Here is a 12,891-nt window from a genome sequence, read left to right as displayed (position 1 = left end):
GATTATCTCCCGATGCTGTTTACTGATGACAACCTCGGGAGCCGGCCGGGAACAGGCGGTACGGGCGCGAGGCCGCTGGGGAAGGCGTACCTCGTCCCACACGGGAGGTTCCGGTGACGACACGTGGAGTCCTGTACGTACACTCCGCACCGCGCGCGCTCTGTCCGCACATCGAATGGGCGGTGGCGGGCGTACTCGGGGTGCGGGTCCAGTTGGACTGGATCAGACAGCCGGCCGCGCCCGGCACCTGGCGGTCCGAGTTCTCCTGGCGGGGCCGCACCGGCACCGCCTCCGAACTCGCCTCCGCCCTGCGCGGCTGGGACCTGCTGCGCTTCGAGGTGACCGCCGAGCCGTGCGCCACGGCCGAGGGGGAGCGCTACAGCTCCACCCCGACGCTCGGCATCTTCCACGCGGTCACCGGCATGAACGGTGACATCCTCGTCCCCGAGGACCGGCTGCGGGCCGCGCTGACGCGCTCCCTGCGCGGGGAGTCGGACCTGGAGGCGGAGGTCGCCGGGCTCATCGGCAAACCCTGGGACGACGAGCTGGAGTCCTTCCGGCACGCCGGAGAAGGCGCCCCGGTCCGCTGGCTGCACCAGGTGGTCTGAGGGCGGCGGTGCCTCAAGCACCGCGTCCCACATGCTGAATTGCCCGGGAGTGCGGGGCGCGGGCTGACTAGCCTGCGCCGCATGACCTTCCACGAGGTGCGCGGCGCCAGCCTCCGGTACGACGACTTCGGGCCCTCCGGCGGGCTGCCCGTCCTCCTGGTCCACGGCCACCCGTTCGACCGCACGCTCTGGGCCCCGCAGGCCCGGGCGCTGGCGGCGGCCGGGTACCGGGTGATCACCCCGGACCTGCGCGGCTACGGCGCGAGCGAGGTGACGGAGGGGACGGTGTACCTCTCCGACTTCGCGGACGACCTCGCCGCCCTCCTCGACCACCTCGGGCTCGCCGACGCGGTGGTGGGCGGCGTCTCGATGGGCGGTCAGATCGCCCTGGAGTTCCGGCGGCTGCACCCCGGACGGGTCCGCGCACTGGTCCTCTCCGACACCTCCGCGCGGCCCGAGACCGAGGACGGCAAGGCGTACCGCGACAAGGTCGCCGACCGGCTGACGGCCGAGGGCATGGACGGGTACGCCGCCGAGGTCATCGACAAGATGCTCGCCGACTACAACGTGACCGCCCTGCCCGAGGTGGCCGCCCGGGTGCTCGCGATGATGCGGGCCACCGACCCGCGCGGAGCCGCCGCCGCGCTCCGGGGCCGTGCCGAACGCCCCGACCTCCGGCCCGTGCTGGCCGCCGCCGACGTCCCCGTACTCGTCGTGGTCGGCGCCGACGACGCGTACACCCCGCTCGCCGACGCCGAGGAACTGTGCCACCACGCCCCGCACGCGCGGCTCGAAGTGATCGGGGGCGCGGGCCACCTGCCGGGCGCCGAGCAGCCCGAGCGGTTCAACGCCGTACTGCTCGGCTTCCTCGCCGAGCAGCCGGCGGACGCCCGCCGGACCGCACCCCATCCGCTGCTCGGACTCTTCCTCGCCGCCGCCGAAGGACGCTTCCCGCCCGTCGACGGCGGGGTGACGGTGCTGCCGCCCGTACCCGGCGGACCGGAGTGCTCCGTCGCGTTCACCGGCCACGCGGTCGTCGCCACCGCGCTGAGCGCCGACGAGGTCGCCGGGGCCGGACCGGACGGCTTCGGAGCCTCCCTCGCCCCGGACTTCCTGCGCCTGCTGGCAGGCCCGCACGGCACGGTCGGCGTCACCGACGCGACCCTCGTCGCCCGGGGAACCGGAGGCCCGCCGCGGCTGCGTCCGCTCGACGGCCACGACGACCACCCGCGCGTCCGGCACGCCCGACGGCTCCGCCGCGCCGTCCGGGTGTACGGGGACGAGCGGGGCCTGATCACCCTCGCCGAAGGGCTCGCCGGGCGCCCGGAACTCAGCATCGAACTCCACGATCCCGAAGCCCCCGCCCATGACGGGGTTCCCGGACGGGGGCGCGGTCTGCTGGCCGACGCCCTCACCCTCGTACCGGAGGGCCGGCCCGTCTTCGCGGCCGTCGCCCCCGGCAACGCCCGCTCCCTGCGCGGCTTCCTCGCCGCCGGGTTCGTGCCGATCGGCAGCGAGGTGATCGTCGAGCCCGGGCGGACGTGACCCCGCCGCCGGGCCCCGGACACGGCGAAGCCCGCCTCCCGGAAGAACCGGGGAGGCGGGCTTCGCCGTACGGACCGAGCGGAAACGATCAGACGCTGCGGAAGGCGAGGACCACGTTGTGGCCGCCGAAACCGAAGGAGTTGTTGATCGCGGCGATCGAACCCTCGGGCAGCGGCTGCGGCTTGTCGCGGACGATGTTCGCCGTCACGTCGTCGTCGAGGTTCTCGATGTTGATGGTCGGCGGAGCCATCCGGTGGTGCAGCGCGAGGACCGTGGCCACGGTCTCGATGCCGCCCGCGCCACCGAGCAGGTGACCCGTCATCGACTTGGTCGCCGAGATCGCGACGTGGTCGAGATCGTCGCCCAGGACCGCCTTCAGGGCCTTCAGCTCGGCCACGTCGCCCTGCGGCGTGGACGTGGCGTGCGCGTTCAGGTGGACGACCTCGGACGGCTTGAGGTCCGTGTTCTCCAGCAGGTTGCGCATCGCAGCGGCGATGCCCCGGCCGGTCGGCTCGGGCTGCGCGATGTGGTGGGCGTCGGCCGACAGGCCCTGGCCCAGCACCTCGCAGTAGACCTTGGCGCCGCGCGCGGCGGCGTGCTCGGCCGACTCCAGGATGACGACGCCCGCGCCCTCGCCGAGGACGAAGCCGTCACGGCCCGTGTCGTACGGACGCGAAGCCTTCTGCGGCTCGTCGTTGTTCTTGGACATCGCCATCATGTTGGCGAAAGCCGCGATCGGCAGCGGGTGGATGGCCGCCTCGGTACCACCGGCGACGACCACGTCGGCACGGCCGGTACGGATCATCTCGACGGCGTACCCGATGGCCTCGGCACCCGACGCACAGGCGGAGACCGGAGTGTGGACGCCGGCCTGGGCGTTGACCTCGAGACCGACGTTGGCCGACGGGCCGTTCGGCATGAGCATGGGGACGGTGTGCGGGGAGACGCGGCGTACGCCCTTCTCCTTCAGCACGTCGTACTGGTCGAGCAGCGTGATCACACCACCGATGCCGGAGGCGATGACCGTGCCCAGCCGCTCGGGGCGGATCTTGTCGTCCTCACCGGCCTTGCCGGTGAAGCCGGCGTCCGCCCACGCCTCGCGGGCCGCGATCAGCGCGAACTGCGCCGAGCGGTCCAGCTTGCGCGCGAGCGGGCGGGGCAGTACCTCGCCCGGGTCCACCGCGGCCAACGCGGCGATCCGGACGGGCAGTTCGGCGAAGCGCTCACCTTCGAGGGGCTGGACGCCGGAACGACCGGCCATCAACCCCTCCCAGGTCGATGCGGAGTCGCCACCCAGCGGAGTGGTTGCGCCGATACCGGTGACGACCACGGTGCGATTGGTCGAGTTCACTGGAAAATCTTCTCCACGTGTAGAGGGTCGTGAATCAGCGGCGCCACCGCCGGGTGGCGACACACGAACCGGCCTGGGATCAGGCCTGGTTCTTCAGGATGTAGTCGGCAGCGTCGCCGACCGTCTTGAGGTTCTTGACGTCCTCGTCGGGGATCTTGACGTCGAAGCGCTCTTCGGCGGCGACGACGACCTCGACCATGGACAGCGAGTCGACGTCCAGGTCGTCGGTGAAGGACTTGTCCAGCTGGACGTCCTCGACCGGGATACCGGCGATCTCGTTGACGATCTCGGCGAGACCGGTGACGATCTCTTCCTGCGTGGCGGCCATGTGGGCGCTCCTTCGGTGGTTTCTGCTGGGGTTCTTTATTCCGGACCGAGAAGTTCCGGTGACGCTGGAGATTCTCGTTCGGACCGGGCGAAAAGCCTTAGGGGAGAGTAACGACCGTCGCGGCGAACACGAGACCCGCCCCGAAGCCGATGACCAGCGCGGTATCGCCACTCTTCGCCTGCCCGGTCGCCAGGAGCCGCTCCATCGCGAGCGGGATCGAGGCGGCGGAGGTGTTGCCGGTCGTCTCCACGTCGCGGGCGACGGTGACGTTCTCCGGCAGTTTGAGGGTCTTCACCATCGAGTCGATGATCCGCATGTTGGCCTGGTGCGGGATGAAGACGTCCAGGTCTTCCGGAGCGACCCCGGCGGCGTCCAGCGCCTGCTGGGCCACCTTCGCCATCTCGAAGACGGCCCAGCGGAAGACCGCCTGGCCCTCCTGCGTGATGGCCGGGAACTTCTCCGGGCGCTCGGCGTGGAACTGGTCCCACGACACGGTCTGCTTGATGGTCTCCGACTTGTCGCCCTCGGAGCCCCAGACCGTCGGGCCCATGGCCGGAACCTTCGAGGGGCCGACGACCACGGCGCCCGCGCCGTCGCCGAAGAGGAAGGCGGTGGCCCGGTCCGACAGGTCGGTCAGGTCGCTGAGCCGCTCCACGCCGATGACGAGGACGTACTCGGCGGAACCGTCGACGATCATGCCCTTGGCGAGCGTCAGGCCGTAACCGAAGCCCGCGCAGCCGGCCGAGATGTCGAAGGCGGCGGGCTTGCCCGCGCCGATCTTGTACGCGATCTCGGTGGCGACGGCCGGGGTCTGCTTGAAGTGCGAGACGGTGGAGACGATCACACCGCCGATCTGCTCCGGGGTGATCCCGGCGTCGGCGATGGCCTTCCCCGCGGCCTCCACGGACATCGCGGACACGGTCTCCTCGTCGGAGGCCCAGTGCCGGGTGGCGATGCCGGAGCGGGAGCGGATCCACTCGTCGGACGAGTCGATCGTTTCGAGGATCACCTCGTTCGGCACGACACGGGTGGGGCGGTAGCCACCGACCCCCATGATGCGTGCGTACGGGGCGCCCTGGCTGGGCTTGATCTTCGACATGCTCGTGCTCCTTAGGCGGACGCGTGCTCGGAGATGAGCGCGCGGGCCGCGTCGAGGTCGTCGGGGGTCTTGAGCGCGAGGGTCCGCACCCCGGGCAGCGCGCGCTTGGCGAGCCCGGTGAGGGTGCCCCCGGGGCACGCCTCGATGAGCGCGGTCACACCGAGCTCCTTGAACCGCTCCATGCACAGGTCCCAGCGGACCGGGTTCGCGACCTGCCCGACCAGCCGCTCGACGACCTCGGTGCCGGTGGCGACCGTCAGGCCGTCCTTGTTCGACACGTACGTCACGGTGGGGTCGGCGATCTCCAGGCCCTGGGCCGCCTCGCGCAGCCGCTCGACGGCCGGCGCCATGTGGTGCGTGTGGAACGCCCCGGCGACCTTGAGCGGCACCACGCGGCGCACGCCCTCCGGCTTGTTCTCGGTCAGCGCGGCGATCTGCTCGGCCGTGCCCGCGGCGACGATCTGACCGCCGCCGTTCACGTTGGCCGGAGTCAGCCCGAGGCTTTCGAGGTGCGGGACCGTGACGTCCGGGTCGCCGCCGAGCAGCGCGGCCATGCCGGTCTCGGTGACCGAGGCGGCGTCGGCCATCGCGAGCCCGCGGGCCCGGACCAGGCCGAGCGCGGCCTCGTCGCCGAGCACACCGGCCCAGGCGGCCGCGGTGATCTCGCCGACGCTGTGCCCGGCCACGACGGCGGGGGAGGCGTTCAGCGCGGACGCGGAGAGGAGGCCCGCGGCCACCAGCAGGGGCTGGGCCACCGCCGTGTCACGGATCTGGTCGGCGTCGGCCTTCGTGCCGTAGTGGGCAAGGTCGAGCCCGATGGCATCCGACCAGGCCCCGATGCGGTCAGCGGCACCGGGGAGGTCGAGCCAGGGAGTCAGGAAGCCGGGCGTCTGAGCGCCTTGGCCGGGAGCGACGAGTACGAGCACCCTCACACTCTCTCTTGCGGACGGTCCCGTACGCCCGTGGGGACAGGGACGAAGAACCGTCAGGGGAATTGTTGAAGTCCGACAAAAGTCTAGGACTGGCGATCCCGAGCGGCCAAGCGCCCCAGAATCAGCGCGATCCTGAGCGTGAACGCGGAGCGTACGTCCGACGGCGACCAGCCGGTGACGTCCGTCACACGTCGTAGCCGGTAGCGCACGGTGTTGGGGTGCACGAACAGCATCCGGGCGGCGCCCTCCAGGCTGCTCGCCTGCTCCAGGTAGACACTCAGCGTCTCCAGGAGCGCGGACCCGGCCTCTTCCAGGGGGCTGTAGATCTCCTCCACCAGCTGGTCGCGCGCGGCAGGGTCTCCGGCCATCGCGCGCTCCGGCAGGAGATCGTCGGCCAGGACCGGACGCGGGGCGTCCTGCCAGGCGACGCACGCCTTGAGCCCGGCGGCCGCCGCCTGCGCGGACCGGGTCGCCGCCAGCAGGTCCGGGACCACGGGCCCGGCGACGACCGGACCGGCCGCGTACGGGCCGATCAGGCTCTTCGCCACCTGGAGCGGGTTGTCGCTGCCGCCCGCGATGACCACCAGACGATGACCCAGCACCCCGGTCAGCACCTGCACCTTGGAGCCGCGCGCGGCCCGCCGGATGGCCTCGACCGTCAGTTCGCTGTCCCCGTCCGGGGCGGTGCCGAGGATCACGCAGACGTGCTCGGGGGAGTTCCAGCCGAGCGCGGCGGCCCGGGAGACCGCCCCCTCGTCCGCCTCGCCGGACAGGACCGCGTTGACCACGAGCGATTCCAGCCGCGCGTCCCACGCACCGCGCGCCTCGGCCGCCTGCGCGTAGACCTGGGCGGTCGCGAAGGCGATCTCCCGGGCGTAGACGAGCAGGGCCTCCCGCAGTACCGACTCGTCGCCCGGTGCGGCGACCTCCTCGATCGCCGTCTCCATGACCTCGATCGTGGTGCGGACCATCTCGACGGTCTGCCGCAGGGTGATCGCCCTGGTCAGCTCGCGCGGGGCCGTGCCGAAGACGTCGGTGGAGATCGCCTGCGGGGTCTCCGGACGCCGGAACCACTCGGTGAACGCGGCGATACCCGCCTGCGCCACCAGGCCGATCCAGGACCGGTTCTCCGGGGGCATGGCCCGGTACCACGGCAGCGTCTCGTCCATGCGGGCGATGGCGTTCGCCGACAAACGGCCGGAGGACTGCTCCAGCCGTTTCAGGGTCGCGGCATGCGGATGGGCGTCTTTGGCGGCGCGCTGCGCGGGATCGGGTCGGGACACGAGACAAGACTGCCTTATCCGGGCAGGGGGACGGAGGGGCGGGGCGGGCGAGAGGCGCGCGGGACGTGGCCGTACGGTCGGATTCCGGCCGTCGTGGGGAGCGCCGGCCCCCGGGCGCACGGCTACCGTGGGGGCGTGATGTCCGTACACCGCGCGCAGAGCCGGTACGAGGGCGGGGACCGGGCGGCGGGGATCGAGTCCCGGCACGCCTTCTCCTTCGGTTCCTTCTACGACCCCGACAACCTCCGCTTCGGCGCGGTCCTCGCCTGCAACGAGGAGCGGCTCGCCCCCGGCGCGGGCTTCGACGAGCATCCGCACAGCCACACCGAGATCGTCACATGGGTGGTGGAGGGCGAACTCACCCACCGGGACTCGGCCGGTCACACCCGGGTGGTGCGGGCCGGAGACGTACAGCACCTCAGCGCGGCGGCCGGGGTGCGGCACGTCGAACGCAACGACGGCGAAACGCCCCTGACGTTTCTTCAGATGTGGCTGGCGCCGCTGGAGGCGGGCGGTGAGCCCGCGTACACCGTCGTCCCCGGCATCGCCGACTCCACCCCGTACGCCCTGCCCGCCGCCGGGGCGATGCTGCACGTCCGCCGGCTCGCGCCGGGCGAGCGCGCGGCGGTCCCGGACGCGGTACGGGTGTACCTGCACGTGGTGGGCGGCGAGGTCGCCCTCGGCGGCGAACACCTCGGGCCGGGCGACTCGGCCCGGATCACCGGGGCCGAGGGGCTGGAACTCCGGGCGGAGCGCGCGGCCCAGGTGCTGGTCTGGGAGCTGACGGGCTGACGGGTTGACGGGGTCCCGTTCGTCCGGCGCCGGTGGTGAGCCGTCCGGGCGCCCTACAGGACCTGCGCGGCGGCCTTCAACTCGGCCAGCCACTGGTGGTAGTTGTCGATCGTCTCGACGAAGTACCTCAGCTTGCCGGGCCACACTTCCTCGCTGTCCGCGTGCTCGTCGCGCGCGGCCGTCAGCTGCGCCAGGTCGGCGGGGGCGACTTTGGCCCCTGCGATGCCCTCGCGCAGGGCGGGGCCGTCGCCGGCCACGAGGATGTGCGCCGTACCCGCTGCCACGGCCATCTGGACCGCGGTTGCCGCGTCCCGTACGCCCTGCGGAGCCTGGTGGGTCCTGAGCCCTTCGCCCGCGCGGTTGACGTCACGCATGCGCTTGGAGCCCACGTCCGCGAAGACCGCACGGGCCTGGCCGAACTTCCCGCCGCGGTCGGCCGGGTTCAGGTTGAGCGGACGGGCGGTGGTCTTGTGGAGGGCCGCGTCGTTCGTGTCGGCCGTGGACGTCAGGACCTCCTGGCTGTGGACCTCCCAGCCCCTCGGCCCGGAGTACAGGATGTTCGTGACCTCGGGCAGGGTCTTGTCGAGTTCGGGGCCCATGTACTCGGAGTCGCCGAACCAGTCCGTGGTGCCACGCGTGTGCTGGAAGTCCAGCGAGTCCGCCATCCGGCTGCCCGGCGACTGGTAGTGCCAGGCGCGGAACATGTCCGGTCCCTCGGAGCTCCCGGTGACGGCGAAGGCGCACCCGTTCATCGTCGCGGTGAAGACGAGGTTCGCTCCCCGAGCCTCCCCCGGCTCCCGCGGGATCTCCTGGTGGCCCACCTCCGTCTCCGGCCTCTTCGCGCCACCCGTGAGATAGGGGACGTACGAGGAGCGGAGGTAGTTGCCCTCGGGCTGGGCGGGCGGCAGATCCGGATGGTCGACGAGCTCTTCCAGGAACGAGTGCTGCCTCCGGTACTCCTCGTCGGCCACGTACATCTCCAGGGCCGGGGTCAGCAGGAACGCCCTCCGGGCGGCGGTCTCCCTCCGCCCGTCGGGCGTCAGGACGAACCAGTGACGGGGAAGGCCGCCCAGGATCCTCCCGAGTCCGGCATAGGCATCCTCCAGTGCCGGTCGGCTCCGGCGCTCCCGCATGCCCGTCACCACGTCCACGGAGAGCAGATGGGCCGCCAGGAATGCTTGCGGATCGTCCGTCAGGTCCTCCTCCATCGTGCGCTGCACCATGACCCCGGACGCCCCCGGGGCGGTCCGGAGGGCGGTCCGGAGGGGCGCGGCCCCGTGCGCGGCGTCGTGCGCGGTGTCGTCCGCCTGACGCTGGACCGGAGCCGGGCCCGACACGATGCGCGCCGCGTTCGCCTCGGCTTCGCGCTCGAAGCGGTCGGAGGGGTCCGAGATCCGCAGCCCCGAGCCGTCGTCCGTACCCGCGACCGGACCCCTGCTCTGCTGGATCACATGGGTCAGCTCATGGGCCATGGTGCGCCGGTCGGCCCCGCCCTTGCCGATGACGATGTGGTTGCCGGCGGTGTAGGCGGCGGCCCCGACCTCGGCCGCCGACGCCTGGGCGGCGGCATCGTCGTGGACCCGGACGCCGGAGAAGTCCGCGCCCATCCTGGGCTCCAGATCGGCGCGGAGGGCCGAGTCCAGCGGACGACCGGCTCCGCGCAGCACGTCGGGCACGGTCGAGCGCTGCACCGCGGGCCGCTGCTCGCTCCCGTGCCCGCAGTCCGCGCCGTGCCGGTGCTCTCCCCGGGCCCACGGATGCCCCGCCCGCAGGAGCATCTGCACGACGGCCTGGTTGCCGATGCTCGACTGCAGCGGGAGCGGACCGCCGACGTGCGGCGGGGCGGACGGCCGGCGCCACCCGGAGGCCGGTGCGGCTTTCGCGCCGGACCGCTCGTCCGTGTTCTCCCGGCCGCCCACTCGCACAACAAACTCCCTGGCTCACTGCGGCAGTCCCCGTCCGCAACCACATCCGGACATGCGCAGGAGCCGGATGCCACGGGTCGACTCCGAGGCGTTCCAAGGGGTTACCGGGCACCGTGCCCGTACAGACACCGCAAGCCGCCCTTTGGGGCAAAGGCGTCCGGAGTCGGACAGGGGTGGTGGCCGGAGGTGGGGGCGGTGTGGGTCAGCCCGCCGGGGCGGCGAAGTAGTGCCCCTGGCCGAGGTCGTCGAGGAGGCCCGGCCGGCTCGGCCGCCAGTCCAGCAGGGCGCGGGTGCGCTCGCCGGTGGCGGGGCTGTCGAGGGCGAGGAGGTCGGCGAGCCAGGTGAAGTGCGCGGCGGCGTCGGCGGGGGCGACGGACTCCACGGGCAGGCCGAGGTGGCGGCCGATCACCTCCGCGACCGCCCGGATCGGCACCCCCTCGTCGGCGATGGCGTGCAGGGTCGAGCCCGCCGGAGCGTTCTCCAGCGCGAGGCGGAAGAGGCGCGCGGCGTCGTCCCGGTGCACGGCGGGCCAGCGCTGGGCGCCGTCGCCGACATAGCCGGAGACCCCCTTCGCGCGGGCGGTGGCCACGATCGCGGCGAGGAAGCCGTGGTCGCCGTCGCCGTGGACGGTCGGGGGCAGCCGGAGGACCGAGGCGCGGACGTCGCGGTCCGCGAGGGCGAGGGTCGCGTGGGCGTTGGCCAGCCGGCTCGCCGGGCCGGTCGCCGGGACGCCCGCCGGGACGCCCGCCGGGACGCCCGCACTCTCCGTGTCCGTTCCGGGGGACGGCTGCCCGTCCTCCTCGGTCGCGGTCCGGCCGGGAGCCAGGCCCAGCACCCCGGAGGCGATGACCAGCGGACGGCCCGAGCCGGCGAGTGCCTCGCCGAAGGCCTCGATGGCGTGGCGGTCCGCCTCGGCGGCGGCCCCGAACCCGCCGCTGAACGCCAGGTCGTGCTTGAAGGCGAGGTGGATCACGCCGTCCGCCTCGGCAGCCGCGTCGCGCAGCAAACCGGGGTCGTCGAGCGAGCCGCGCAGCACCTCGGCGCCCGCCTTGTCGAGCGCGGCGGCGGAGCTGTCCGAGCGGGCGAGCCCGACCACCTGGTGACCTGCGGAGATGAGTTCCGGAACGACCGCCGAGCCGATCCAGCCGGACGCGCCGGTGACGAATACACGCATGGGAGAGCCTCCAGGGAGGGCGGTGCGGAGACGAGTCGACGTCTCGATGTCAGTGACTGTCGTTACGCTCATCAACGTACACCTGATGTCAGGTGCTGTCATCACGTAGGATCACCCCATGGGTCGATGGGAGCCGAACGCGCGCGGACGTCTGGAACAGGCGGCCATGGAGCTCTACGGCGAGCGCGGGTTCGACCAGACCACCGCAGCCCAGATCGCCGCCCGCGCCGGGCTCACCGAGCGGACGTTCTTCCGGCACTACGCGGACAAGCGCGAGGTCCTGTTCGGGGGCGCGCACCTGCTCGAAGAGGCATTCGTGGACGCGCTCGCCGACACCCCGGCCACGGCTGCCCCGATGGACGCGATGGCCTCGGCGCTGGAGAGCGTCGCCGCCTTCTTCGCGGACCGCCACGCGTTCGCCCGTCAGCGCCAGGCCGTCATCGCGTCCAGCGCCGAACTGCGCGAGCGCGAGCTCATCAAGCTCGCCAAACTGGCAGCCGCGCTCTCCGTGACCCTCCGCGAGCGCGGCGTCCCGGAGCCCGCTGCGAGCCTCACCGCCGAGGCGGGCATCGCCGTCTTCAAGGTCGGCTTCGCACGCTGGGTGGGCGGCGCCGAGAACGAGGAGCGCCCCCTGCTCGACTTCCTGCGGGAGTCGCTGGTCGAACTGAAAGCGGTCGCGGCGGGGGAGTAGCGCCCCTCGGCGGTCGGGGTCAGCCCACGACACCCAGAGGACGGGCCCGCCCCACCGGGCCGGATCGTCGTGAGCCCCACCGTGCCGGGCAACCGAGTAGGGGGTGTCCGAAACCATCAGGCTTCGGGGGGAGTTGATGGTCAACGAGGCGATGGGCTGCCCCGGCCGGGCGGTCGCCAGCAGGTGGGGGAAGACGGTGAACAGTCCGGCGGGCGCGGTCCGCAGTTGGAGACGGGCGAGCGAGGCGCCGAGACAGTAGTGAGGGCCGCGCCGCCCGAAGGCGAGGTGACGCGGCGGCGCGCTCGCGCCGAACCGGTCTCGGGCGGTACGGCGGGGGTCCAGGTTGGCGGCTGTGTAACAGAGCAGAAGGGAGTCGCCCTCGGGACCGGCTGCCCGCCCAGTGTCACGTCCTGGCGGGGGAGGGCGAAGGGCAGGGCGAAGACGCTGGAGTCGCACCGCAGGGCCTCCTCCACCGCGTCCTCCCAGTGCACCTCGCCGCCGAGGACTCGGCGCAACCGGGCGGGATGGCCGAGGAGGGCGCGGACGGCGTTGACGAGAGCGGCGACCGTCGTGTTCCGATGTCGGGGCCTTCGCTATGCTCCGCGCCCATGAAGCGAAGACGGTCCAAGAAACTGTCCAGGGATCTGGTCGGAGGGGCCCTGACCGGTGATGCGGCACGGGTCCTCGCGCTGCTGCGCGTCGGAGCCGACCCGGGGACGGCCGACTCGGACGGCACTACACCGCTCTACGCGGCGGCGGTCCAGGGCGATGCGGAGGCGGTCCGCATCCTCCTGCGGGCCGGTGCCGATCCGGACACTGAGAGCGCCGGCCCCGGCAGCGAAGGAACACCACTGTGCGCGGCGGCCTGTTGGGGGCACACGGGCGTCGTACGCGCGCTCCTGGCCGCAGGTGCGGTTCCGGATCTACGTGAAGACCGCGGCACCGGGCGGACGCCCCTCGAATGGGCGATGGCCGGGGCCTGGACGGAGACGGTCGCGGTGCTGGAGGGGGCCGCTGTGGACTCGGCATCGGTCAAGTGAGGCCTTTGCCAATAGAGTTCACCCGATGCGGTGCACCGCATCGGGCGAGCGAGAGCGGCTGTCTCCGTCGGAGGCCGGCCCGCCCTCGGCTAAGCTCGCAGGCTGCAGCGAACAGGACGCGGA

11 protein-coding genes and 1 pseudogene are annotated in these 12,891 nt (G+C 72.6%); 5 read left to right on the top strand and 7 right to left on the bottom strand.

The window, feature by feature from the left end:
- The first annotated feature begins 113 nt into the window (after positions 1-113).
- Together OHA55_RS07270 and OHA55_RS07265 are read left to right on the top strand one after the other, a co-directional pair.
- Complete coding sequence (locus OHA55_RS07270) at positions 114-608, top strand: DUF3145 domain-containing protein (protein ID WP_266703908.1); 495 nt, start codon at positions 114-116, stop codon at positions 606-608.
- 81 nt (positions 609-689) lie between these two features.
- Positions 690-1,478: pseudogene (locus OHA55_RS07265) on the top strand (alpha/beta fold hydrolase); the annotation flags it as partial.
- A gap of 763 nt (positions 1,479-2,241) precedes the next feature.
- Here OHA55_RS07265 and fabF read toward each other — a convergent pair.
- The 5 genes from fabF to OHA55_RS07240 form a co-directional block, all read right to left on the bottom strand.
- On the bottom strand, positions 2,242-3,504 hold the full coding sequence (fabF, locus tag OHA55_RS07260) for a beta-ketoacyl-ACP synthase II (protein ID WP_266703906.1): 1,263 nt from the start codon (positions 3,502-3,504) through the stop codon (positions 2,242-2,244).
- A 79-nt stretch (positions 3,505-3,583) separates the two neighbouring features.
- On the bottom strand, positions 3,584-3,832 hold the full coding sequence (locus OHA55_RS07255; RefSeq protein ID WP_266703904.1) for an acyl carrier protein: 249 nt from the start codon (positions 3,830-3,832) through the stop codon (positions 3,584-3,586).
- Positions 3,833-3,929: 97 nt separating this feature from the next.
- Positions 3,930-4,931 carry a ketoacyl-ACP synthase III gene (locus OHA55_RS07250; protein WP_266703902.1) on the bottom strand — a complete coding sequence of 334 codons (1,002 nt, stop codon included), beginning with the start codon at positions 4,929-4,931 and terminating at the stop codon, positions 3,930-3,932.
- An 11-nt stretch (positions 4,932-4,942) separates the two neighbouring features.
- Positions 4,943-5,857, bottom strand: coding sequence for an ACP S-malonyltransferase (locus OHA55_RS07245; RefSeq protein ID WP_266703900.1), 915 nt, complete (start codon positions 5,855-5,857; stop codon positions 4,943-4,945).
- Between the two features lie 89 nt (positions 5,858-5,946).
- The gene (locus OHA55_RS07240) at positions 5,947-7,146 is read right to left on the bottom strand and encodes a CdaR family transcriptional regulator (RefSeq protein WP_266703898.1); all 1,200 of its coding nucleotides are present in this window, start codon (positions 7,144-7,146) and stop codon (positions 5,947-5,949) included.
- Between the two features lie 135 nt (positions 7,147-7,281).
- On the opposite strand from OHA55_RS07240, the gene OHA55_RS07235 reads away from it, so the two are divergent.
- Positions 7,282-7,938, top strand: coding sequence for a pirin family protein (locus OHA55_RS07235; protein ID WP_266703896.1), 657 nt, complete (start codon positions 7,282-7,284; stop codon positions 7,936-7,938).
- Positions 7,939-7,991: 53 nt separating this feature from the next.
- Here the strand turns inward: OHA55_RS07235 and OHA55_RS07230 are convergent, their stop codons facing one another.
- Together OHA55_RS07230 and OHA55_RS07225 are read right to left on the bottom strand one after the other, a co-directional pair.
- A complete protein-coding gene (locus OHA55_RS07230) occupies positions 7,992-9,716 on the bottom strand; it encodes a DUF4157 domain-containing protein (protein WP_266710463.1) in 1,725 nt (574 codons plus the stop codon).
- Between the two features lie 349 nt (positions 9,717-10,065).
- Positions 10,066-11,037, bottom strand: a complete 972-nt coding sequence (locus OHA55_RS07225) for an SDR family oxidoreductase (RefSeq protein WP_266703894.1) — start codon at positions 11,035-11,037, stop codon at positions 10,066-10,068.
- 118 nt (positions 11,038-11,155) lie between these two features.
- Here OHA55_RS07225 and OHA55_RS07220 point away from each other — a divergent pair, with 118 nt between their 5' ends.
- Both OHA55_RS07220 and OHA55_RS07215 read left to right on the top strand, forming a co-directional pair.
- Complete coding sequence (locus tag OHA55_RS07220) at positions 11,156-11,728, top strand: TetR family transcriptional regulator (RefSeq protein ID WP_266703892.1); 573 nt, start codon at positions 11,156-11,158, stop codon at positions 11,726-11,728.
- 608 nt (positions 11,729-12,336) lie between these two features.
- On the top strand, positions 12,337-12,768 hold the full coding sequence (locus OHA55_RS07215; protein WP_266703890.1) for an ankyrin repeat domain-containing protein: 432 nt from the start codon (positions 12,337-12,339) through the stop codon (positions 12,766-12,768).
- Positions 12,769-12,891: the final 123 nt, after the last annotated feature.

The organism is Streptomyces sp. NBC_00102 (assembly GCF_026343115.1).
In the GTDB taxonomy this organism is placed as follows: domain Bacteria; phylum Actinomycetota; class Actinomycetes; order Streptomycetales; family Streptomycetaceae; genus Streptomyces.
Note: the sequence above shows the minus strand (reverse complement) of the source record. Positions and strands in the feature narration are given on the sequence as shown.